The organism is Nocardia aurea, assembly GCF_003123685.1.
In the GTDB taxonomy this organism is placed as follows: domain Bacteria; phylum Actinomycetota; class Actinomycetes; order Mycobacteriales; family Mycobacteriaceae; genus Nocardia; species Nocardia aurea.
The window spans coordinates 613,466-635,254 of the sequence record NZ_QCYJ01000005.1 but is presented as its reverse complement, the minus strand read 5'-3'; the positions used below and the strand labels follow the sequence as shown (position 1 = coordinate 635,254).

The following is a 21,789-nucleotide window of genomic DNA, read 5'->3' as shown; positions in this document are numbered from 1 at the left end:
GAACGGTCCGAGCGGCGGCGCACCGCGCATCGGCTCACGCCCGGCGCTCAATAGACTTCCGAGCATGGAGGCCGCTGATTGGGACGCCAGGTACGCGCAGGGCGATTTGGTGTGGGGTGCGCCCGCGAACGCCACGGTGGTCGAGCACGTGTACGGACTGGAACGCGCGACCCCGCTGCTGCCCGACACCCCCGGCGGCACTCCCCCCGAGTTGCCGCGCGCCCTGGATCTCGCGTGCGGCGAAGGGCGCAACTCCCTCTGGCTGGCGACCCACGGCTGGCAGGTGCACGCGGTCGACTACTCCCAGGTCGGGGTCGACAAGGGCAGGACCGTCGCGACCCGGCTGTCGCGTTCGGTGCGCGGCCGCATCATCTGGCAGTGTGCCGACGTCACCGACCTGAACGCTGCCGAGATCAGCGGTCCCTTCGAACTGATCCTGATGGTGTTCCTGCACCTGCCCGCCGACCAGCGCCGCACCGTGTTGCGCGCGGCGGCCGACCGCCTCTCCCTCGGCGGCACCCTCCTGGTCCTCGGCCACGACACCCTCAACCTCACCGAGGGCTACGGCGGCCCGCGGGACCCCGCCATCCACTTCACCCCCGACGACGTCGTCACCGACCTCGTCCCGGCCCACCTCGACATCCGCGTCGCCGAGCGGATCCACCGACCCACCGAACACCGCGACGCGATCGACGCCCTGGTGATCGCCACCCGTCCCCAGACACCCGCCGCGTCGATCGAATAGGGCGGCGGCCCATTCCAGCGGGACAGTCGAACACCACGACCGGGCCGAACACCGCGCGACCGCTCCATGATCGAGCGCGGGCTACTGCGACCAGCGCTCCAACCACGGGCGCACCGTCGCGGTGATGACATCGAATCCGCTTCGGAAGGAATGCGGCTGACCGGGTACGACGCGAACTTCGGCGGCGTCGGCGGGATCGGGTACGCCGAAGGGGTCGTTTGCCCCGTTCACCACGACGACTTCGATACCGCCGACCGCGAGCAATTCCTCGCGCCGGGTCTTCTCCGGCTTACCCGGTGGATGCAGCGGGAACGACAGCGCGAGCACACCGCGCGCCTTCGCGGCGACGGCGGTGCGGCAGGCGACACGCGCGCCGTTGCTGCGACCGCCCTGGATCAGCGGTTTGCGCACCTTCTTCCGCAGGGCGGCGACGATCTCCAGCCAGGCCGCGTCCTGCACGATCGCGGAGCCGGGCGCGCGACGGCCCGCCACCCGGTAGGGCTGCACGACGAGCGCCACGGCGCCGCCCAGTTCCAGCGCGGTATCGCGGACCGCGCGCAGGTCCGCGGCGTCGACCCCGCCGCCGGATCCGTGGGTCAGCAATAACAGGAAGCGCGCGCCACGGGGCTTGACGAGTTCGATCTCGGCGGGCCCGGCACTCGTCTCGATCTGCATACGTCACCGTATCGCCAACGGGGTCTTGTGACCGGCCACAATCCCGGTGTCGGGGCCTCACCGGGCGCTCACACGGCTTCGGCCTACTAGGTGAGACTCGGCGCGGCAACGGCGTGGCGGTGTTTTCCACGTCACATTCCCCGCTCCAGCCTTTGCCGAGTCGATTACCGGCCGGTAATATGATCGGTAAGTTACCCGCGAGTAGCATGCGGAAAACCGGCTACCCGGTGGAGCGAAGAACGGGCGGGAACGGCAGACAACCGACCGCACCAACTCAACGGAGAGTGAGTACCGAAATGGGTCACTACAAGAGCAACGTCCGCGACCTCGAGTTCAACCTCTTCGAGGTTCTGGGCCTGGGATCGCTGCTGGACGCGGGCGCCTACGGCGACCTGGACACCGACACGGTGAAGGAGATGCTCAGCGAGGTCCGGCGGCTGGCCGAGGGCCCGCTGGCCGACTCGTTCGCCGACGGCGACCGCAACCCGCCGACCTTCGACCCCGAGACCCACACGGTCACTCTGCCGGAATCCTTCAAGAAGTCCTACCGCGCCCTCGAGGACGGCGGCTGGTCCAAGGTTCCCGTCCGCGAGGAGCTCGGCGGCCTCGGCGCCCCCAGCGTCATCGGCTGGGCGCTCGGCGAGATGATCCTCGGCGCCAACCCGCCCGCCCAGATGTACGCGGCGGGCGCGGGCTTCGCCCAGGTCTTCTACAACAACGGCACCGACGAGCAGAAGAAGTGGGCCGAGGTCATCGCCGACCGAAACTGGGGCGCCACCATGGTGCTGACCGAGCCGGACGCCGGCTCCGACGTCGGCGCGGGCCGCACCAAGGCGATCAAGCAGGAAGACGGCTCCTGGCATATCGAGGGCGTCAAGCGCTTCATCACCTCGGGCGATTCCGACGACCTGTTCGAGAACATCATGCACCTGGTGCTGGCTCGCCCCGAGGGCGCGGGACCGGGCACCAAGGGCCTGTCGCTGTTCTACGTACCGAAGTGGCACTACGACTTCGAGACCAACACCAAGGGCGACCGCAACGGCGTCTTCGTCACCAATGTCGAGCACAAGATGGGCATCAAGGTCTCGGCCACCTGTGAGGTCACCTTCGGCGGCCACGGCGTGCCCGCCAAGGGCTGGCTGGTCGGCGAGGTGCACAACGGCATCGCGCAGATGTTCGACGTCATCGAGAACGCGCGCATGATGGTCGGCACCAAGGCCATCGCGACTCTGTCGACCGGTTACCTGAACGCGCTGGAGTACGCCAAGCTCCGCGTGCAGGGCGCCGACCTGACCCAGATGACCGACAAGACCGCGCCGCGCGTCACCATCACCCACCACCCGGACGTGCGTCGTTCGCTGGCCACCCAGAAGGCCTACGCCGAGGGCCTGCGCGCCATCTACCTCTACACCGCCGCCCACCAGGACGCCGACGTGGCGCAGCTGGTATCCGGCGCCGACGAGGATGTCGCCTTCCGCGTCAACGATCTGCTGCTGCCGATCGTCAAGGGTGTCGGTTCCGAGCGGGCCTACCAGTACCTGACCGAATCGTTGCAGACCTTCGGCGGCTCGGGCTTCCTGCAGGACTACCCGATCGAGCAGTACATCCGCGACGCCAAGATCGACTCCCTCTACGAGGGCACCACCGCCATCCAGGCCCAGGACTTCTTCTTCCGCAAGATCGGTCGCGACCGCGGTGTGGCCCTGGCCCACGTGGCCGGGCAGATCCAGAAGTTCATCGAGTCCGAGGCGGGCAACGGCCGCCTCAAGGCCGAGCGCAAACTGCTCGCGACCGCGCTCGAGGATGTCCAGGCCATGACCGCGACCCTGACCGGGCACCTGATGGGCGCCCAGCAGGATCAGTCCGAGCTGTACAAGGTCGGACTCGGTTCGGTGCGCTTCCTGATGGCCGTCGGTGACCTGTTCATCGGCTGGCAGCTGCTGCGTCAGGCCGACGTCGCGATCAAGGCGCTCGACAACGGCGCGACCGGTTCGGACGTGGCGTTCTACACCGGCAAGGTCGGCGTGGCGCAGTTCTTCGCCCGCAACATCCTGCCGGAGCTGACCGCGACCCGCGCCATCCTGTCGAACCTGGACAACGACATCATGGAGCTCGACGAAGCCGCGTTCTGATGAATCGCTGAGTACGAACGAAACGGCCCGGAGGCAGCTGCCTCCGGGTCTTTTCACATGTGGGTGCGGGCTGTGTGGGTGCCTGCGCGGGGTCGACCGACTTCTAGCGCGCGTCGGGGAACAGCGGCGGCAGGTACTCGTCACCGAGCGGCGGCGTCAATTCGTCGATCACGACCAGATTCCCCCCGGATTCCTTGGCCCGGTACATCGCGGCGTCCGCGCGGTGCAGCAGCATCTCCGGCGCGGGCCGTGGACTGTCCGCGTGGGCGCCCGCGTCGAATACCGCGACGCCGACGCTCGCCGTCACCTCGACCTCCGATTCGGCGGTCGCGGCGACGGCGCGACGTAGTCGCTCCGCCTCGGCCCTGACATCGGCCGTCGCGATCGGCGCGGCGACGACGAATTCCTCGCCGCCGGTGCGCGCCACCACCGAACCCGCTTCCGCGGCGGCGTACAACCGCTTGGCCGTCCGGATCAGGACGGTATCGCCGACCCGGTGCCCGAAGTTGTCGTTGACGCTCTTGAACCGGTCGAGATCGAAGGTCATGACGCAGACCGAACTGTGCCCGTCGATCAAACGCGGCAGCCGATTCTCCAGGCCGCGCCTGTTGAGCAGTTCGGTCAGCGGATCCGACAGCGATTCGGTGCGCAGAATCCAGTACATGAACTGGAGCGCGGGCAGCGCGCCCGCGACCGCGCCCACCATGAGCAGGGCCGTCGCCACGGCCAATCGGACGTCGCCGCCGTCGGTCGCGACCAGCGTCGACAGCAGGATCACCGAGAACAACGCCCACACCGCGTGCACCGCCAACACCTTGGCGCTGTGGAAGAAGGCCAGATAGCTACCGGACACCACGAACAGAATCGCGCCCATCGCCCCGAACAAACGGTCCGTCACCTGCAAGAACTCGACCGTGAACAGCACATCGACGAAGGCCATCAGCAGTAGCGACTCGGTTTTGCCCGGCCAGGGGAACAACACCCATCGCAGGGTCCACAAAGCCCCGCTGACCACGCCGACGACGGTCGCCGGACTCGGATCGCCGGTGGGGCCGAACGGGGTACCGGCGATCACCACGGACAAGACGACCAGGCTGATCCCCGGTAAACCGATCGCCCACTTCAGCGGGAGCAGCGCCGAACGCGCCGAGAGGGTGCGGATCAGCCAGTAGTAGTCGACCGGATCGTGCCACCAGGCACGTAGTGTCTTGTCGTCATCCATCCGCTCACCCGTGATCGTCACCGTGCGCGCCGATCGTCGCCGAGCATGAGATCACGGGTGCCGGATCTCACCTGGTCATCGGAGCAGTCCAGGACCGGCGGACCCGTGCCCGACGCGCGCTTCTGTGCTCCAGCCCACTATAGGCAGTACCCAGGAACGATCTTGCTGATTCCTCGAAGGACTCGATCCGGTGAACGTGTCCCGCCCCACAGTGCCGTACACCACACCGATCGACGATCAACGGGCACAATATTGCGGGCAACCGCGCCACAGGAGGGATTCGTCCGAATGAAACGATCGCTGTCGGCACTCGCCAGGGCCTGTGCCATCGGCGTGGTACTCGTTGTCGGGGTCGCGGGCCCCGCCGCCGCCGACCCGAACAACGTGAACCCGATTCCCGGTCTGAACGGCTGGCGCGGACTACCGCAGCTGCCCGGGCCGACCCAGGCGGTCTTCCAGGTCACCGGGATGGACAGTCCGAACCGGACCCAGAACGTCAATATGCTCGGCACCGACCTCGGCATCATGTGGGACGACGGCCGCGGCAATATGCTCACCGCCTTCGGCGACAGCGCCGGACTCGGCGTCCCGAATCTGCTCGCGGGCAGTGTGTGGGCCTGGTCGTCGAATGTGCTGTTCCGCAGTAGCACCAAGGATCCGTCGAACGGCATCTACTTCGACAGCGCCGTGACGAATCCGCTGCCGAGCCCCAAGATTCCCGGCATCGAGATCAGTTTCATTCCCACCGCGGGTATCTCGGTCGGCGGCGTGCAGTACATGAGCATGATGTCGGTGCAGGGCTGGGGTGATCACGGCAAATGGATCACCAACTTCTCCACCCTGGCCGTCTCCGGTGACGGCGGCCAGACGTGGGCGCAATTGCCCAACACCCGTCGCGCGAACGTCGACGGCTGGCAGAGTTTCCAGCAGAGCGCGTTCCTGAAGTCCGGCGGCTACATCTACCGGTACGGCACACCCGCCGGGCGCGCGAATCCCGGATTCGTCTCCCGCACGAAGGAAGCCGATATCGCCAATCTCGACACCTACGAGTATTGGGACGGCAAGGAATGGAAACCGGACGTCAAGGTCGCCGCGCCCATCGTCGGTGATGTCGCCGAACTGTCGGTGATGTGGAACGAATACCTCGGCCAATACGTCATGCTGACAACCGATCCCGCGAATTCGGTGGTCATGCGCACCGCGTCCGCGCCCGAAGGCCCGTGGGGCCCGCCGCGCGTTCTCATCGACGCGCCGTCACTGCCTACCGCCTACGCCCCGATGATCTTCCCGTATCAGACCGGGCGCGACCTGTACTTCCTACTCACCGTGCACACCCAGTACAACGTCATCCTCATGCGAACGCCGTTGGGGTAGTACCGGATACGACGAAACGGCCCGGATCGCTCCGGGCCGTTTCCATTTCGTCACGATGTCAGCGCGGTGCCGACGACAACTGTGCCGGCGAGCGGAACTTCTTCGATGATTCGAATGCGAAACCGATGACCCCACCGCGACGGCGCCTGCCGCGGTGGGGCGCATCGTTGTTACTCGGTCGGGGCGGGGGTCTGACCCGGCTTCGACGAACCCGACGAGAGGCCCTGCAGAATCTTGGCCAGCTGCTCCGAGGAGCCGGTGCCCGCGGCGGGCGGCGGGGTCGTTCCCTCGTCGGCGGCGGCCATACCCGCGCCGGACAGCACGATTCCCGCAGCCGCGGCACCGGTGAGCACGAACATCGAAAGCTTCTTCATTGCTTGATTCATTCCTGTCGAGTAATTCTGACGCCATCAGCGGATCGGCTGATGGCCGGATCCAGTCCTATCACGATGTCGGCGACCTCAGAGAGTTTCCGCACCCGCCGCCCCCGTATCCATATTGCCGATGATTAACGAATATTTCGGAATGCGGTCGGCGAGGTCGAGGATTCAGGAATGCGACCGCGCGTCGTCGTTCCCGCGCAAGCACGGTATTCACCCGCACTACCAGGGATTTCATGTAAATCGAACGACTCGACACCGTTCGAACATGCCCATAATTCTCTGGGCATCACCCCAGAACTATCGGGTTGCGGGGCTCATTTTTCTTACCGCAGAGACAAGAGATGGCGTGGCCGTGCCCATAATTCTATGGTCACCGAAACAAAGGTTGGCAATTCAGTAGCAAATATGAGACAAACCTCACCGGAAACTATCTGTAACACGGCCGCAAGCATTCCGATTCGCGCCGAATCGAGGGAATATATTCACGATACCGCGAGTATCGGACAGCAGCTCACGCCCATTTCATCGGCGCACAAGATATGTCGGGTTCGGAACGGAGTATTCGCGCGACCGACGCGCGAACTCCGCGGCGGCCGGATCCCCGGCCGAGCCGGGTCGGTGTGCAGGACTGCGAGGGAGGCACCGATCGCCACCGCCCGTTACCTTTTCGTGGTCCTTGAACCAGGGACCACGGTCGCCAGGCCCGGTATGACTTCTTGCCCAGTCCTTCGCATGATTCGGGGGGTGGTGTCGCTACGTTCTGGTGGCGTCGTTGCAACGCCCCCGGCGGCCTCGGGCATCCGTGCGGCCACCGGCTCGCCAGCAGCCGATCACGGCACTCGGATACCCGAATCTCACGCCGCGGCTCTCCAGCCCGGTACGAGGCTGCGGGAGAGGCTGGAACAGACGTCGATCAAGGGGTAGGGACGCACTACGCGCCGAATGACGCGCCAGCGGTCACGCTTCGACCCGAAGGCGCGCCGCTCCCTCAGAACAGCCTCGAGCTCACTTCTCCTCGCACTTCACCACCGGAATCGGGTCGTACTTCACCGTCCGGGTATGGCGGGAAACCTCGCGACCGGTTTTGCGGTCGGTGATGATGCGGGTGTCGGAGATGGTGAATCCGGGAGCGCCTTCGGAGGCGATGCAGTCCTTACCCTTCGGCAGGGTGACGGTATTCGGCTCCGTGGGTTTGGATTTGTCGCCGGTGACGGATTCGACGTTGACCGTCTTGGTCCCCCACAGGCGGACGGTGATCTCCGAGGCCGTCGTGGTCGTCTCGATAAAAACGCCCGACTGGGAGTTGTTGCGGAATTTGAGGTCGATGGCGCCGTCGAAGACAGTCGCTTCGCGGGCGGCGGGGTAGCGCGAGATGTAATAGCTGTGTTCGGTGTGCCCAGCGTCCTCCATACCCGCGAAATAGGCGGCGTTGTAGAGGGTGGTGGCGAACTGACTGATACCGCCGCCGACGGCGGTGCTGGGGCGGCCGTGATCGATGATGCCGGATTCGACATACCCCTCGGCGACACCGCGCGGACCGGTGAAGTCGTTGAGGGAGAACGTGTCTCCCGGTTTGATGACCGCCCCGTTGACCTTCTGCGCGACGGTGCGGATATTGACGCCGGACGGGCCGCTGAAGCCGCCGGTTGTGAAGACGCCCATGGGTTCGACGATGCCGAGCGCTTCCGCGGCGGCGGTGGTCAGCGCGGGGTCGACCTTCTCGTAGACGGCCTGCGCGGTGCGCTCCCGCGACACCAGGAGGGCGGGCAACTGCTCGAGGGTCTTGGCCCAGTTGATCTTGTCACCGGTCACGGCGGGCACCACCCTGGCCGAACCGCCTGCCACCGCGAAACTCGCGTCCTTGGGTTCCACTTCGGTGGCCGCCAGCTGCGGTGCGAGCAAACCTGTCGCGGCGTTCTGGTCGACGTTGAGCGCGAGACCGCCCTGTCCGTCCGGCGCGAAGGAGATCACGCTCGCGATCTGCGCCGGATCGAGTTTCGCCGCGCCGGCCTTACCCGCGAAGCTCACCTCGGCGCGCACGGCGGGTTCGGCGATATCGCGCAGCGCCTGGTCGACGGCCTCGGGGCGCACCGTCAGCGGCGCGGGCACCTCCGGCAGGTCGATCGCGGCGCCGAGGATCCACTTGTCGATGATCAGGGTGCGTGCCGCGGTGGTGTCGAGCACCTGTCCGGGCACGGGCGGGATCGCGACGGGTTTGGCGTTCTCGAATCGGATGGTGCCCTCGACCGTGGCGCGATCGTGTTCGTGCAACGACGTGAGCTGCGCGGTCAACGCGGCGTCGTCCACGGCGCTGGCGACGGGCACGTTGCGGGTGCCGAACATCGAGCCGAGGCGGGTGAACGGGTTGTACGGCTGGCCGCCGATGCGATCCCAGGTCGTATCCCAGTCGACTTGCAGGCCCGCCGCGGCGGGGACGATCCTCGACTCCGCGTCACCGATGCGCAGCGGCAGTTCCTCGTTGGACCGGTTGCCCAGTGCGGCACGGAGTTTGGCGTCGGCCGCGGCGGGATCCATGCCCGCGATGTCGACACCGGCGACAACGACGCCACGGGGAACCTCACCCGAGGTCGTCACCAGGTCCGCGATATAGCCGAGGACGGCGAGCCCGAGGACGGCGCCGATCGCGATACCGACCCGTTTGGTCGTCGGCGATTGCCACCACGGGCTCGCCGCGGGTCTGTCGCCGGAACCCGGCCGCCGCGGCGGCGGGCCGGGAGGGCCGGATCTCACGGGGTCTCGCGGAGCGTCGCGGGGATGGTTTCGCGGCGCGGGCCGCTGGGTACGTAGAGGCTGGGTCGGCGCGGAGGTCCACTCCGGGGCCTGCTCACCCGCCGTCCGATGCGATTCGAGGAGCTGGCGTAGCCCGACTTCGCCGCCGTCGCGTCGGCCTCGGTCGTGGCTTCCGGTGCTCGACTCGCTCGTCACGAACCGTCCTCCCCGCTGAAGGTAAACAGGAACCCGCACCGTGCGGGTCTCCCCAACGATAGAGCCCTATCGTGGTCGTCCGCACGGCACGAACCCTCAGCTAATCTCTAGCAAACAACAGCCTGGGAACGTGGAGAAGCCCCGCGCAGTTGCCGGGTCGGGGGTCTGGCAACTACGCGGAGCCGATCTGTTTATCGGCGCAGCGCACAGTGCGTTACACACCGTGGCCGACGGCGAGGCGATCGGAGCGAGACAATGAGCATGACTCTCGCCACATCCGCTCGGCACACACCAGGAAGATGGTCGGATATGCAGCTGGGAATGGTCGGCCTCGGCCGAATGGGCGCCAATATCGTGCGCAGGATCGTCCGGGACGGGCATACGGCCGTCGGCTGCGACCGCAGAACCGAGAATATCGACGAGTTGACCTCCGAACTCGGCGACAGTTTCGACGGCACCGCGGATCTGGCCGATTTCGTCGGGAGGCTGGAAACTCCCCGGGTGGTGTGGGTGATGATCCCGGCGGGAGCCACCGGCGCGGTGATCGACCAACTGGGCGAACTACTCGAATCGGGCGATATCGTCATCGACGGCGGCAACAGCCGCTATCACGAGGACATACACCGGGCGGAGCGACTTTCCCCGAAGGGCATCCACTACGTGGATATCGGGACCTCGGGTGGCGTTTTCGGGCTGGAACGCGGCTTCTGCCTGATGATCGGCGGCGAGAGCGGACCCGTCGAACACCTCGATCCGCTGTTGAAATCCATCGCGCCGGGCGTGGGGACCGCCGAGCGGACGCCGGGCCGCGACGGGGAGCCGTCGACCGCCGAACAGGGCTATCTGCACTGCGGTCCCGCCGGGGCCGGACATTTCGTCAAGATGGTGCACAACGGCATCGAGTACGGGGCCATGGCGGCCTATGCCGAAGGTCTCAACATCCTGCACAAGGCGAATTACGGGGCGGAGCACGCCGGGGAGTTCTCCGCCGAGGAGACCCCGCTGGAGCATCCGGAGTTCTACCGCTACGACCTCGACATCCCCGAGGTGACCGAAGTGTGGCGACGCGGCTCGGTGGTGGCCTCGTGGTTGCTCGACCTCACCGCGGGCGCGCTCTACGCCGACCCGAACCTGGACTCGTTCGACGGACGGGTCTCCGATTCCGGCGAGGGACGCTGGACCCTGGACGCCGCGATCGACGTCGGCGTCCCCGCGCCGATCCTCGCGGCCGCGCTGTTCCAGCGTTTCTCCTCGCGCGGCGATTCGCTCTACGCGGACAAGATGCTCTCCGCCATGCGCGCAGCGTTCGGCGGACACCACGAACTGCCGAAATAGTAAGGACCACACCCGAAACGCCCCCCGGACCGAATCCCCTGCGCGCTGGGCGACAGCCCACCCCGGTCGGAACGCCCGTACCTGTCCGCCGCGTTCATCGGAACAAACCGCGCGTTCCGGTCACCACGGAAGCCCGACTGAAGTACGTTTTTCACCGGCTGGCCCCGCTCCGGTCCGCTTCGGCGCCGACCAAGGCTTCCGCCGCGGTCGACCGATCCGGCCGGACCGGATCCAGCGATGGGCGGCATCCGATCCCGGGGAAGGACCGGATGCCGCCCATGTCCTGTCTCAGCGCTCCAGGATGGCGACGACGCCCTGGCCGCCCGCGGCGCAGATGGAGATGAGGGCGCGGCCCGAACCCTTTTCGGCGAGCAGTTTCGCGGTGGAGGCGACGATGCGGCCGCCGGTCGCGGCGAAGGGGTGGCCCGCGGCCAGGGAGGAGCCGTTGACGTTGAGTTTACTGCGGTCGATCGCGCCGAGGGCACCGTCGAGGCCGAGGCGTTCCTTGCAGTACTGGTCGGATTCCCAGGCCTGCAGGGTGGCCAGGACGACGGAGGCGAAGGCCTCGTGGATCTCGTAGTAGTCGAAATCCTGCAGGGTCAGGCCGTTGCGGGCGAGCATGCGCGGCACCGCGTAGGTCGGAGCCATCAGCAGGCCGTCGGGGCCGTGGATGTAGTCGACCGCGGCGACCTCGGAATCGACCAGGTAGGCCAGGGTCGGCAGTTTGCGCTCGGCGGCCCATTCGTCGCTGGACAGCAGTACCGCGGAAGCGCCGTCGGTCAGCGGGGTGGAGTTGCCCGCGGTCATGGTCGCGCCGCCCGCCTTGACGCCGAAGACCGGCTTGAGCGTGGACAACTTCTCGACGGTCGATCCGGGACGCAGGTTGTCGTCGCGGGTCAGGCCGAGGAACGGGGTGATCTGGTCGTCGAAGAAACCGCGGTCGTAGGCGGCGGCCATATTCTTGTGCGACAGGTAGGCCAGTTCGTCCTGGGCCTCGCGGGCGATGCCGAATTCCTTGGCGGTGATGGCCGCGTGCTCGCCCATCGACAGGCCGGTGCGCGGTTCGGCGTTGCGTGGGATCTCGATACCGAGCATGCCGGGCCGCAACTGGCCGACGAGCTTGAGCCGGTCCTTGTTGGACTTGGCGCGGTTGGCGTCGAGCATCCACTCGCGCATGCCCTCGCTGACGCCGATCGGCGCGTCGGAGGTGGTGTCGGTACCGCCGCCGATTCCGGCATCAATCCGACCAGCCCCTATGGCGTCGCCCACGGTGACGATGGACTGCAGGCCGGTGCCGCAGGCCAGCTGTAGATCGTGGGCCGGGGTGTAGGGGCTCAGCGTGGAGCCGAGAACGCTCTCGCGGATCAGGCTGTGCTCGCCCACCCGCTTGAGCACCGCGCCGCCGACGACCATTCCGAGGCGCTCACCCTGCAGGTTGAACCGGCTGACGAGGCCGTCCAGCGCGGCGGTGAACATGTCCTGGTTGGAGGCGTGCGCGTAGGCCTTGTCGGAACGGGCGAACGGAATCCGGTTACCGCCCACGATCGCGATCGGGCGCGGCTGCCGCGGGGTCTTGGCCGAACGGGCTTTGCTTGTCACTCGAGTCTCCAGGTCTCGTGGGGTGGGCATATGCACTGGGAACAGCTGCCTGCACACCGTCACCGGGGGCGGGACGCGGAAATTCCTCGCGCGTACCCGACAGGCGGCGGTATCGGTTTACTTTAAACTTACTCTGGAGTAAGTTAATTGTCGACACCGTACCCCGCACGTGTCAGCACGTTCGCCTGGGGCATGCAGTGCACGAGACCACCACGACACAGAAAAGGTAGGAACAGTGGCAGCCAGCAAGAGTAAGGGTGCTCCCAACCTCTACGGATCGTTCGTACACTCCGCCCCCGGCCAGTTCCTGGCGAGCAAGCTGGGCTTGCCGAAGCCGGAGAACCTGCGCCGCTACGCCAAAGGTGAAGCGCCGCTGCCCGGCCCGGTACTGATCGGCGGCAAGGGCCGCGTGGCCGAACCGGTGCGCGCGCTCCTGTCCGACTACACCTTCGCCGATTCGCTCGAGCAGGGCGCCAAGCACGGCGCGCTCGTCTTCGACGCCACCGGAATCGGCTCGATCGAAGAACTCTCGCAGCTCTTCGAATTCTTCCAGCCCGCTCTGCGCAGCCTGACCGCGTCGGGCCGCGTCCTCGTCATCGGCACCACGCCGGAACTGACCGGCAGCGTCGACGAGCAGATCGCCCAGCGCGCGCTCGAGGGTTTCACCCGTTCACTCGGCAAGGAGCTGCTGCGCGGCTCCACCGCGCAACTGGTCTACCTCTCGCCGGAGGCCGCGCCGAACGCCAGCGGCCTGGAATCCACACTGCGCTTCCTGCTCTCGGCCAAATCGGCGTTCGTCGACGGACAGGTGATCCGGGTCGGCTCGGCCGATTCCACCGCCCCCGCCGACTGGGACAAGCCGCTGGCGGGCAAGGTCGCCGTCGTCACCGGCGCGGCGCGCGGTATCGGCGCGACCATCGCGGAGGTTTTCGCCCGTGACGGCGCCACCGTCATCGTCGCCGATATCCCGGCCGCGGGCGAGGCGCTGTCGCAGACGGCGAACAAGGTCGGCGGCACCGCGCTCGCGCTCGACGTCACCGCCCCCGACGCCGCCGAGAAACTGGCCGATTTCGCCACCGAGCGGTTCGGCGGCATCGACATCATCGTGCACAACGCGGGCATCACCCGCGACAAACTGTTGGCCAATATGGACGAGGCCCGCTGGAATTCGGTCATCAACGTGAATCTGGCCGCGCCGCACCGCATCACCGAAGGCCTGGTCGCCCGCGGCGTGCTCAAGGAAGGCGGGCGCGTGATCGACGTGTCCTCCATCGCGGGTATCGCGGGCAATCGCGGCCAGACCAACTACGGCGCGTCCAAGGCGGGCGTCATCGGCATGGTCGACGCCGAAGCGCCGAAGCTGGCGGAGAAGGGCATCACCATCAACGCCGTCGCTCCCGGTTTCATCGAGACCGCGATGACCGCCGCCATCCCGCTCGCCACCCGCGAGGCGGGTCGGCTGATGAGCTCGCTGTTGCAGGGCGGCCAGACCGTCGACGTCGCCGAGACCATCGCCTACTTCGCCGGACCGGCGTCGAACGCGGTGAGCGGCAATGTCGTTCGGGTCTGCGGGCAGAGCCTGATCGGGGCATGATGACGCAGAGGATCTCGCTCACCGAGCCGCCGAAGAACAGCAAACTCTTCGTCAAGGCCGCACTCGGCGCGGTGCCGCTGCTGTCCCAGCGCCGCGCGTCGCTACCGGATCGCGTGGTGCGACTGGAGGGTTTCCGGGTCGACCCGGACCATCTGGCCGCGTACTGCCGGGCCACCGGGCTGCGTTTCGGCGATTCGCTTCCGCTGACCTACCCGTTCGTGCTGAGCTTCCCGCTGGCGATGCAACTGGTTGTCGCTCGCGATTTCCCGTTCGTCGCGGTGGGCGCGGTGCACGCGGAGAACACGATCGAGCGCGCACGCGAGATCTCGGTGGCCGAACCGCTGGATTTCGAAACCCATATCGAGAATCTGCGCGAACACCCCAAGGGCCTGCTGGTCGACGCGATCACCGAGGTGAAGGTCGGCCGGGAACAGGTGTGGCGTCAAGTGACCACGTTCCTGCACCAGCAGAAGACCTCGCTGTCGGGCGGACCCAAACCCGAACCGAAGCCGGACGAGGTGCCACCGCCACCGCTGCGCGCGCTGCGGGTGGATCAGAAGATGATCAACCGGTACGCCGCGGCCTCCGGTGATCACAATCCGATCCACACCTCGGCGTTGGGCGCCAAGGCTTTCGGGTTCCCGAAGCCGATCGCGCACGGAATGTGGTCGGCCGCCGCGATACTCGGCTCGATCGAGGGCCGGATCCCCGAGAAGTCCACCTACACGGTGAAATTCGGGAAGCCGATCCTGCTGCCGTCGACGGTGAACATGTACGCGGACCAGGTCGCGGGCGGCTGGGATCTCGCACTGAAACATCCGAAGAAGGGGTACCCGCATCTGACGGCGACCCTGCGCTGATCTCCCGCATCCGAGAAGCCCTCGAATCCTGAACGGTTCGAGGGCTTCTCGTCTTCACGGGCAATCGATACGCGCACCGATTCGGCGCTCCGACGACGACCGGGCGAGCCGGATGCTTCGAGCACCGCGCCGACCAGGTCAGCAGTCGCAGCAGCAACCACAACCGTCGCAATCACAGCAATCGCCGCAGTCACAACAGCTGCTGCAATCACAGCATTCACCGCAATCGCAATTGCTGGCCCAGGCATCTTTGCGCTCGCCGGTGCAAGGGCTGGTGTGCTCGGCGCAGCAGGCCCAGCCGGTGCAGTAGACACCGAGGACGATGGCGATGCCGGTGCCGAGATCGGGACGCCGCGTCGGGGGACGATGACCGGTCCCGCCACGATGCGCGTGCGGCGCGTCCGCACGGCGTGCCACATGCTGTGCGGAAGTAGTGCACGCGTGCGCGATCGGCTCCCCGATACCGCGGCGCAGTCGGCGCAGCAGCGAATGCAATGGATCGAGCAGGATCCAGCGCACCGTCGGCGTATCCGCCAATTGTGCCTCGGCGACGGCCGCGCGCAGCGCCGATTCCGATTCCCGCAGCAGGTCGTAGGCCTGCGGCATCGTCGTACCGGTAACGGCAAGCGGGTTGAACCGGCCGCGCGCCCGGTCGTCGTCGAAATCCTCGACGGCGTCGGCGAGGTGGGCGATGCGCCCGAAATGCCTGCCCGCCTCGCGCAATGGGTCGACATTCTCCGTGCGACCCGCGAGAACGGCGGTGTGAGCGAAGAATTCGGCCGCGCACAGTTGAGTCGGGCCGGTGAGTTCGTCGAGCGAGATCGACGGTCCGCGCCCGGCCTCGGACAGGCTCGTCTCGACAGTGCGGTGCGTACCGGCCGCCCGATGTTCGAGATCGGCCTGCCCCGCGATCGCGCCGACGAGCGGTTCGATATCGAGCCCGATCCGCTCGGCCTGACCGCGCGCGCGATCGGCCCAGCGGTGCGACACCTTCGCCATCGGACGACGGGTGAGCACCGAACCGTCACGATCATCGACGTGATCGCGGATCTTGGCCGAACCCAACAGCAGCGAGGCGGTGGCGGCCAGCAGCACGCCCGGCGCGTCGGCGGGCGCCACCTCCGCGCGTCGCATGCCGCGCAGCGCGCAGGGGCCCGCGGTGGTGCGCGCCATCGGACCCGCGAGCTGTGCCTCGGTCAGCACGCTCAGCACTATCGCGTCGGTATTGGTCGCGGTACGCGCCAGTTGACCGTGCCCGTCACGCAGCCCCAGGCACAGCCCGCACATGTGCGCGCGCCACTGCGACGCGTCGATACCGTATTTCTCCGCACCGTGCGAACACGGTCGCAGCATTCCGAACACTCCGCCCCATTCCTCCCCCGGCCGACACGCGACGGCCGATCCTTCCTGTCGATCCACAGCATCCTGGCAGCCGTTCGCCCGCGAGGCGAACCGGATGGTTCCCGCGCGTGGGCCGCGGCGACTCAGCAGTCGCAGCAACAGTCGCCGCAGTCGCAGCAGTCCATGCGCTTGATCCAGGCTTTCTTCCTGCGCCCGCTGCACGGCCGGTCGTGGTCGGCGACGCAGGCGTAGCCGGTCGGATACTGCACGAGGAATTTGCCGATGCCCTCGAGCAGATTCGGCCTGCGCCTGCGCCGATTCGGATCGTTGGGATTCTGCGGCGGGTACTGGTCCGGGTACTGCGGATAGTGCGCGGAGGGAGCGAGGATTCCGAGGTCGCGGCCCATTCCGGTGAGCAGGCTCGACAGCGGATCGAGCAGCATCCACCGCACCGTCGGCTCGCGATCGAGTCCGACTTCGGTAACGGCTTCCCGCAGGGCCGTATCGGATCGGCGCAGCAGGTCGTAGGCGTCGTCGACGCCGGTCGCCGTCGCGGCGAGCGGGTTGAAGCGCTCGTGGGCGAGATCGTCTTCCAGATCCTCGACGGCATCCGCGAGGTGGGCGATGCGCCCGAAATTGCGGCCTGCCTCGCGCAACGGCTCGACATTCGCGGCGCGGTCGGCGAGTACGGCGGTGTGGGCGAAGAATTCGGCCGCGCACAGTTGGGTCGGGGCGGTCAACTCGTCGAGGGATATCGGCCGCGAATCCGTCGCTCCCGCGCGTGCTTCCAGCGCGCCCTGGGAATTGATCGCGGCGACAAGCGGTTCCACGTCGAGGTAGATCAGCGCGGCCTGGGCCCGCGCTCCGTCGGCCCACCGCCCCGACACCTTCGCCATCGGACGGCGCAGCAGTGGGGAACCGTCACGATCGTCGACGTGATCACGAATCTTGGCCGCACCCAACAGCAATGACGCGGTCGAGGCCAAGCGGACACCGGGCGAGTCGGCGGCGGCGACACTCGCGCGACGCATCCCGCGCAACGCGCACGGCCCGGCCTCGGTGCGAGCGACCGGACCGCCGAGCTGGGTCTCGGTGAGCATGCTGAGCACCATCGCGTCGGTATTGGTCGCGGTGCGCGCTAGCTGACCGTGTCCGTCACGCAGACCGACGCACAGCCCGCACATGTGCGCGCGCCACTGCGACGGGTCGATGCCGTATTTGTGCGCGCCGTGCGCACAGGGGGTGAGCAGCCCGAACATGCGGCCCCGATTCTTTCGATCCGGATTCGTTCACCGCGGATCGATTCGCCGCGGGATAGGAAACTCTGACACCCCGCACCGCGTACGGCAAGGCGAGAGGAGGTTGGGGCTACTCGGCCTTCTTGCGCCCGGCCAGACCGCGCCAGGCCAGGTCGTCGAGCAGGTCGACCGCCTCGGAGACTTCGATGCGACCGCTGGCGACCCGATCGGCGATGGCCTCGCCCGCACCGATGACGGCCACCGCCACCACGTCGAAGTTGGTGCCGGGTTCGGGATGTTTGGCGCTGGACTCGAGTAGTTTGGCGGTCAATTCGATGACGCGCTCCCGGGCGTTCTCGATTTCCGACGCGAAGGCCTGCTGACCGATGGCCTGCCGGTAGAGCACCTGCCATGACCTGCGGTTGCGGTCGACGAAGCCGAGAAAACCCTCCAGCGCGGTACGCACCTGTTCGTGCGGGGTCAGCAGCGGGTTGCCCGCCGGTGTCACGGATTCGATGAAACGCAGGCCCTCACGCTGGATGCACGCGCGAAACAGTTCGTCCTTCGAACCGTAGTACAGGTACAGCATCGGTTTGGAGATCTTCGCCTCGGCGGCGATCGCGTCCATCGATGTGTCGTGGAACCCGTTGCGCGAGAAAACCTCGACGGCGGCATCGAGCATCTGCTGCTCACGAACCGCCCGAGGAAGTCGCTTCGTTCCGCCCGCCATCCACTCTCCTACCACAGGGTGAAGTCCCTATATTACTCCAAGGTAAGTTCGGCGGGTTGGATTTGCTCACCAGTCGCCGTCATCCCGGACTGTGCGCGGTCACCACCGACCGGACTCGATGAGGCTAGACGTGCGATCCGGCGGCGGGTCGGCCCGCCTACGTTACGACCAGACCTTGCGCGACCGGCAGGACGGGGTGACGCGACGGCCCGCGCACAGCGGGCGCGGGCCGAGGGGTGTGATCGGAGACGGGATCAGCAGCGAGCCGCGCCCTTGTATTTGCCGTTGCGCAGCACCGAGGCGTCGACCTGCGCGGCGGGCAGCCTGCCGCTCGCCACCGCGTTCTCCAACTGGTCGAGCACACTCGACACCGCGTCGGTACTGATCCACAGGGCATTGTCCGCACCGGCCACCAGCGCGGCCTCCACCGCCGCCTCGATCCCCAGCCTGCTGGTGATGGCGGCCATACCGCTCAGATCATCGGTGAAGATGGGGCCGTCGAACGGCGCGGCGCCGTAACCGGAACCGTTGCGCAACAACGACATCGCCGCCGGACTGATACTGGCGGGAACATTCGGCGCGGTCAGTCCCGGCACATCGAGATGGCCGACCATGACGGCGGCTCCGGAACCGATGAGGTTGCGGAAGGGCACCAGATCACTGGTCTGCAACTGATCCAGCGGCGGTGTCCGCACCGCGCCGGTATGCGAATCGCCCGAACCGGAACCGTGACCGGGGAAATGCTTCATCACCGACCCGACGCCGACCTCGTTCATGGCGCGGATATAGGCGTCGGCGTAGCGGGTGACCACATCGGGATCATCGGAGAACGAGCGGTCGCCGATGACGGAATCGTCGGGCTGACTGCTGACGTCGACATCGGGGGCGAAATCGACCGTCACACCCAGATTCTTCAGCGCCCGGCCGCGGACCAGGCTCGCCTGGTAGAACTCCTCGGGGGTCATGGTCTGGGCGGTCACCCGGGCCGAGGGCGCCGCGCCGATCAGATCCGCGACGCGCGAGACCCGGCCGCCCTCCTCGTCGATGGTGACCATGAGCGGCACGATCGCGGTCTGCTGGATCTGCGGCAACTGGCCGTTGGTCAGCAGCGCCTTATCCGTCCACCCACCCACGAAAACACCGCCGACCTGCTCGGATGTCACCGTCTCCATCGCGTCCGCGCCGCCGGTGATGCCGACGGTCAGCAGCTGGGCCAATTTCTGACGCGGCGTGAACTGCGCCAGGTAGGCCGCTCCGCAGTCGCGCTGGGCCGGGGTGATCGATGATTCGCCAGTGGTGGTGGCGGGCCCGGTCGCCGGTGGCGTGGTCGAAGTCGCGGCGGTTTCGGTGTCGCTGTCACCGCCGGAGCAGGCGGTGGCGACCGCGGTGATGATCGCGAGCAGAACGAGAGGCGTCTTCCGCATGGACATCCACGCTACTGCGCGACAGGCCCGGGTCCGTCCCCGGGGCGCTTCGGCGCGTCGGCGGCGACGCGCGGTCGGCCGCCGTCGCCCCCGGAACGGCACGGCCCGATCCGGTAAAATGGCCGTGCGCCCTCACCGGGAGGTCATCGTGCCCTGCGACTTGATGCTCATCGCCTACGACGGTTCCGAGAATGCCAAGCGCGCTGTCGAATACGCCGGACGGTTCCTGTCCGCGAACCGGGCCGTCGTGCTCACCGCCTGGGAGCCCATGGTGCGCCAAGCGGCCAGACTGTCGGGGCTCTCCGGGGTGATGCAGCCGGAATGGGTGCCCGACGAGGAGATCGAGGACATCGCCTACGTCGACGCCAAGAACGTCAATATCGAGGGTGTGCGCCTGGCGAAACTGGCCGGGCTCAACGCCGAGGCGCGGACCGCCGAATGCTCGTCGACCATATGGAACGCCATCGTCGACTGCGCCGACGAACTCGACGTCGACATCATCGTCGCGGGCACCCGCGGCGCCACCGGGATCCGCGCGCTGCTGCACAGCAGTGTCGCGGACGCGGTGTTGAAACACTGCCATCGCCCGGTGCTCATGGTTCCGCCCGGCCGCGAACCGCCACGCTGAGACCTCCCTCGCTGAGACACCCCTGCCTGAGACATCCCTCGCAGCATCCGGACTCGGCGGCGAGCGGCGTTAGTGTCGAAGGATCATGAACGAATTCCTGCTCGCCCAACCCGGCAGCGTGCTGCGCGCGCACGGTAGTCATCGCGTCTTCGCCGAACCGGCGGCGGCGGGGCGCGCGCTGCGGGACGGGACGGCGGACCTGATCGTCGGCGCGCTGCCCTTCGATCCGAGCGGGCCCGCCGCGTTGAACGCGCCACGCGAGGTACTGCACACGGCGGGGCCGTGGCGACCCGCCGCGCTCCCCCCGCTGCCCCCGGTCCGAGTGGTCGACGAGATCCCCTCTCCCGCGGCACATGTGCAGCGGGTGCGGGCGCTGGTCGAACTGCTCAACGATCCCGGCCAGCCACTGCGCAAGATCGTCGCGGCCAGATCCGTACTGGCCGAGGCGGACAGCGCGCTCGACGCCGAACTCGTCGCCGCGCACCTGCTGACCAGGCATCCACACGCGAATGTCTTCGCCGTCGACCTCACACCCTCCGGCCGCGACGGCGCGACCCTGATCGGCGCGACACCCGAAGTCCTCGTCGCCCGCCACGGCGACACCGTGACCCTGCGACCGCTCGCGGGCACGATGCCGCGGCCGTCGGATCCGGCCGCCGATGCCGCGCAGGCCGCGGAACTGTTGTCCAGTACGAAGAATCGCGACGAGCACGCGTTCGTCATCGACTGGATCCGCGAGATCCTCGCGCCCGTCTGCTCCGAACTGTCCATTCCCGACGGTCCGGAACTGGTCAGCACGCCGGAAGTCTGGCATCTGGCCACCCCGATCACCGGCGTTCTGCGTGACCGGGCGACGACCGCGCTCGATCTGGCGATCATGTTGCACCCGACCCCCGCGGTCTGCGGCACCCCGACCCCGCTCGCCCTGGAGATCATCACGGCGGGCGAGCCGGACCGCGGTTTCTACGGCGGCGCGGTCGGCTGGTGCGACGCGGCCGGTGACGGCGAATGGGTCGTCGCGATCCGGTGCGCCGAACTGTCGGCCGACGGCCGCGCGGTGCGGGCGAGCGCGGGCGGCGGCATCGTCGCCGCCTCGAATCCCGAGGTCGAACTCGACGAGACCACGGCCAAACTTCGCACACTGTTGCGCGGACTGGATTGCGTCGTGCCCGCACACTGAGTCCACGCAGAATCGGACAACCGACCAGCAGTTTCCGGATTCGGCGCGCGAAAACACGGACTGTTGGCACCGGCAGACCGATCGGCCTGCTAGGTTGACCCGGAATGTGCCTGCGTCGATGTATTGGAGTCCCGCGATGAAGTTTGCTGTCCCTGGCATTGCGAGTGCGGTCGCCGGTGCCGTCCTCGGCGCGGTCGCGGTATTCGTGATCACAGCCGCCGTGCAGCAGAACTCGCGCCCCGACCTCGACCGGGGAGACCCGGATTCCTCGTTGCTCAACAACGTTGAATACGGCGCACGCTGAGCCTCTGACCTCCGCTTCATCCGCCGACTCGCTCGGCTCCGGCGCGGCAGAGGTTCGAGAAGGGGCACACGCTCAGGCT

18 protein-coding genes are annotated in these 21,789 nt (G+C 67.4%); 9 read left to right on the top strand and 9 right to left on the bottom strand.

From position 1 onward, the window contains the following. Positions 1 to 64: 64 nt before the first annotated feature. Complete coding sequence (locus DAT37_RS03515; protein WP_109523138.1) at positions 65 to 745, top strand: class I SAM-dependent methyltransferase; 681 nt, start codon at positions 65 to 67, stop codon at positions 743 to 745. Positions 746 to 826: 81 nt separating this feature from the next. Here DAT37_RS03515 and DAT37_RS03510 read toward each other — a convergent pair whose 3' ends face one another. Further along, positions 827 to 1,420 (bottom strand): alpha/beta hydrolase family protein, encoded by a 594-nt coding sequence (locus DAT37_RS03510; RefSeq protein WP_109523137.1) that lies wholly within the window; start codon positions 1,418 to 1,420, stop codon positions 827 to 829. 296 nt (positions 1,421 to 1,716) lie between these two features. On the opposite strand from DAT37_RS03510, the gene DAT37_RS03505 reads away from it, so the two are divergent. Further along, positions 1,717 to 3,552 (top strand): acyl-CoA dehydrogenase, encoded by a 1,836-nt coding sequence (locus DAT37_RS03505; RefSeq protein ID WP_109523136.1) that lies wholly within the window; start codon positions 1,717 to 1,719, stop codon positions 3,550 to 3,552. A 103-nt stretch (positions 3,553 to 3,655) separates the two neighbouring features. Here the strand turns inward: DAT37_RS03505 and DAT37_RS03500 are convergent, their stop codons facing one another. Beyond that, a complete protein-coding gene (locus DAT37_RS03500) occupies positions 3,656 to 4,774 on the bottom strand; it encodes a GGDEF domain-containing protein (protein ID WP_109523135.1) in 1,119 nt (372 codons plus the stop codon). Positions 4,775 to 5,062: 288 nt separating this feature from the next. Here DAT37_RS03500 and DAT37_RS03495 point away from each other — a divergent pair, with 288 nt between their 5' ends. After that, complete coding sequence (locus DAT37_RS03495) at positions 5,063 to 6,148, top strand: DUF4185 domain-containing protein (protein WP_109523134.1); 1,086 nt, start codon at positions 5,063 to 5,065, stop codon at positions 6,146 to 6,148. Positions 6,149 to 6,318: 170 nt separating this feature from the next. Here the strand turns inward: DAT37_RS03495 and DAT37_RS03490 are convergent, their stop codons facing one another. Further along, positions 6,319 to 6,522, bottom strand: a complete 204-nt coding sequence (locus tag DAT37_RS03490; RefSeq protein ID WP_109523133.1) for a hypothetical protein — start codon at positions 6,520 to 6,522, stop codon at positions 6,319 to 6,321. 1,014 nt (positions 6,523 to 7,536) lie between these two features. Then, complete coding sequence (locus DAT37_RS03485) at positions 7,537 to 9,282, bottom strand: VanW family protein (RefSeq protein ID WP_232839473.1); 1,746 nt, start codon at positions 9,280 to 9,282, stop codon at positions 7,537 to 7,539. Positions 9,283 to 9,786: 504 nt separating this feature from the next. On the opposite strand from DAT37_RS03485, the gene gnd reads away from it, so the two are divergent. Beyond that, positions 9,787 to 10,812 (top strand): phosphogluconate dehydrogenase (NAD(+)-dependent, decarboxylating), encoded by a 1,026-nt coding sequence (gene gnd, locus DAT37_RS03480; protein WP_109523131.1) that lies wholly within the window; start codon positions 9,787 to 9,789, stop codon positions 10,810 to 10,812. A gap of 288 nt (positions 10,813 to 11,100) precedes the next feature. On the opposite strand, the gene DAT37_RS03475 is transcribed toward gnd, so the two are convergent. Continuing rightward, positions 11,101 to 12,411, bottom strand: a complete 1,311-nt coding sequence (locus DAT37_RS03475) for an acetyl-CoA C-acetyltransferase (protein WP_109523130.1) — start codon at positions 12,409 to 12,411, stop codon at positions 11,101 to 11,103. 235 nt (positions 12,412 to 12,646) lie between these two features. Here DAT37_RS03475 and DAT37_RS03470 point away from each other — a divergent pair, with 235 nt between their 5' ends. Both DAT37_RS03470 and DAT37_RS03465 read left to right on the top strand, forming a co-directional pair. Next, entirely contained in the window at positions 12,647 to 14,005 is a 1,359-nt protein-coding gene (locus DAT37_RS03470) for a 3-oxoacyl-ACP reductase (RefSeq protein WP_109523129.1), read from the top strand. Further along, complete coding sequence (locus tag DAT37_RS03465) at positions 14,002 to 14,865, top strand: MaoC family dehydratase (protein ID WP_269814729.1); 864 nt, start codon at positions 14,002 to 14,004, stop codon at positions 14,863 to 14,865. The genes DAT37_RS03470 and DAT37_RS03465 overlap by 4 nt, the downstream gene beginning before the upstream one ends. Positions 14,866 to 15,003: 138 nt before the next feature. Here the strand turns inward: DAT37_RS03465 and DAT37_RS03460 are convergent, their stop codons facing one another. From DAT37_RS03460 to DAT37_RS03445, 4 genes are all read right to left on the bottom strand, one after another. After that, on the bottom strand, positions 15,004 to 16,218 hold the full coding sequence (locus DAT37_RS03460) for a DUF5685 family protein (RefSeq protein WP_232839472.1): 1,215 nt from the start codon (positions 16,216 to 16,218) through the stop codon (positions 15,004 to 15,006). 131 nt (positions 16,219 to 16,349) lie between these two features. Next, entirely contained in the window at positions 16,350 to 17,465 is a 1,116-nt protein-coding gene (locus DAT37_RS03455) for a DUF5685 family protein (protein ID WP_109523126.1), read from the bottom strand. A 109-nt stretch (positions 17,466 to 17,574) separates the two neighbouring features. Then, positions 17,575 to 18,174, bottom strand: coding sequence for a TetR/AcrR family transcriptional regulator (locus tag DAT37_RS03450; RefSeq protein ID WP_109523283.1), 600 nt, complete (start codon positions 18,172 to 18,174; stop codon positions 17,575 to 17,577). Between the two features lie 254 nt (positions 18,175 to 18,428). After that, the gene (locus tag DAT37_RS03445; protein WP_109523282.1) at positions 18,429 to 19,598 is read right to left on the bottom strand and encodes a glycoside hydrolase family 3 N-terminal domain-containing protein; all 1,170 of its coding nucleotides are present in this window, start codon (positions 19,596 to 19,598) and stop codon (positions 18,429 to 18,431) included. 148 nt (positions 19,599 to 19,746) lie between these two features. Between DAT37_RS03445 and DAT37_RS03440 the strand changes: the two genes are divergently transcribed. The 3 genes from DAT37_RS03440 to DAT37_RS03430 all read left to right on the top strand — a co-directional run bounded on the left by DAT37_RS03440 (position 19,747) and on the right by DAT37_RS03430 (position 21,710). Further along, positions 19,747 to 20,226 (top strand): universal stress protein, encoded by a 480-nt coding sequence (locus DAT37_RS03440; protein WP_109523281.1) that lies wholly within the window; start codon positions 19,747 to 19,749, stop codon positions 20,224 to 20,226. 85 nt (positions 20,227 to 20,311) lie between these two features. Continuing rightward, positions 20,312 to 21,406: an isochorismate synthase gene (locus tag DAT37_RS03435; protein ID WP_109523125.1), complete on the top strand. Its 1,095-nt coding sequence runs from the start codon at positions 20,312 to 20,314 to the stop codon at positions 21,404 to 21,406. A 136-nt stretch (positions 21,407 to 21,542) separates the two neighbouring features. Further along, on the top strand, positions 21,543 to 21,710 hold the full coding sequence (locus DAT37_RS03430; protein ID WP_109523124.1) for a DUF2613 domain-containing protein: 168 nt from the start codon (positions 21,543 to 21,545) through the stop codon (positions 21,708 to 21,710). Positions 21,711 to 21,789: the final 79 nt, after the last annotated feature.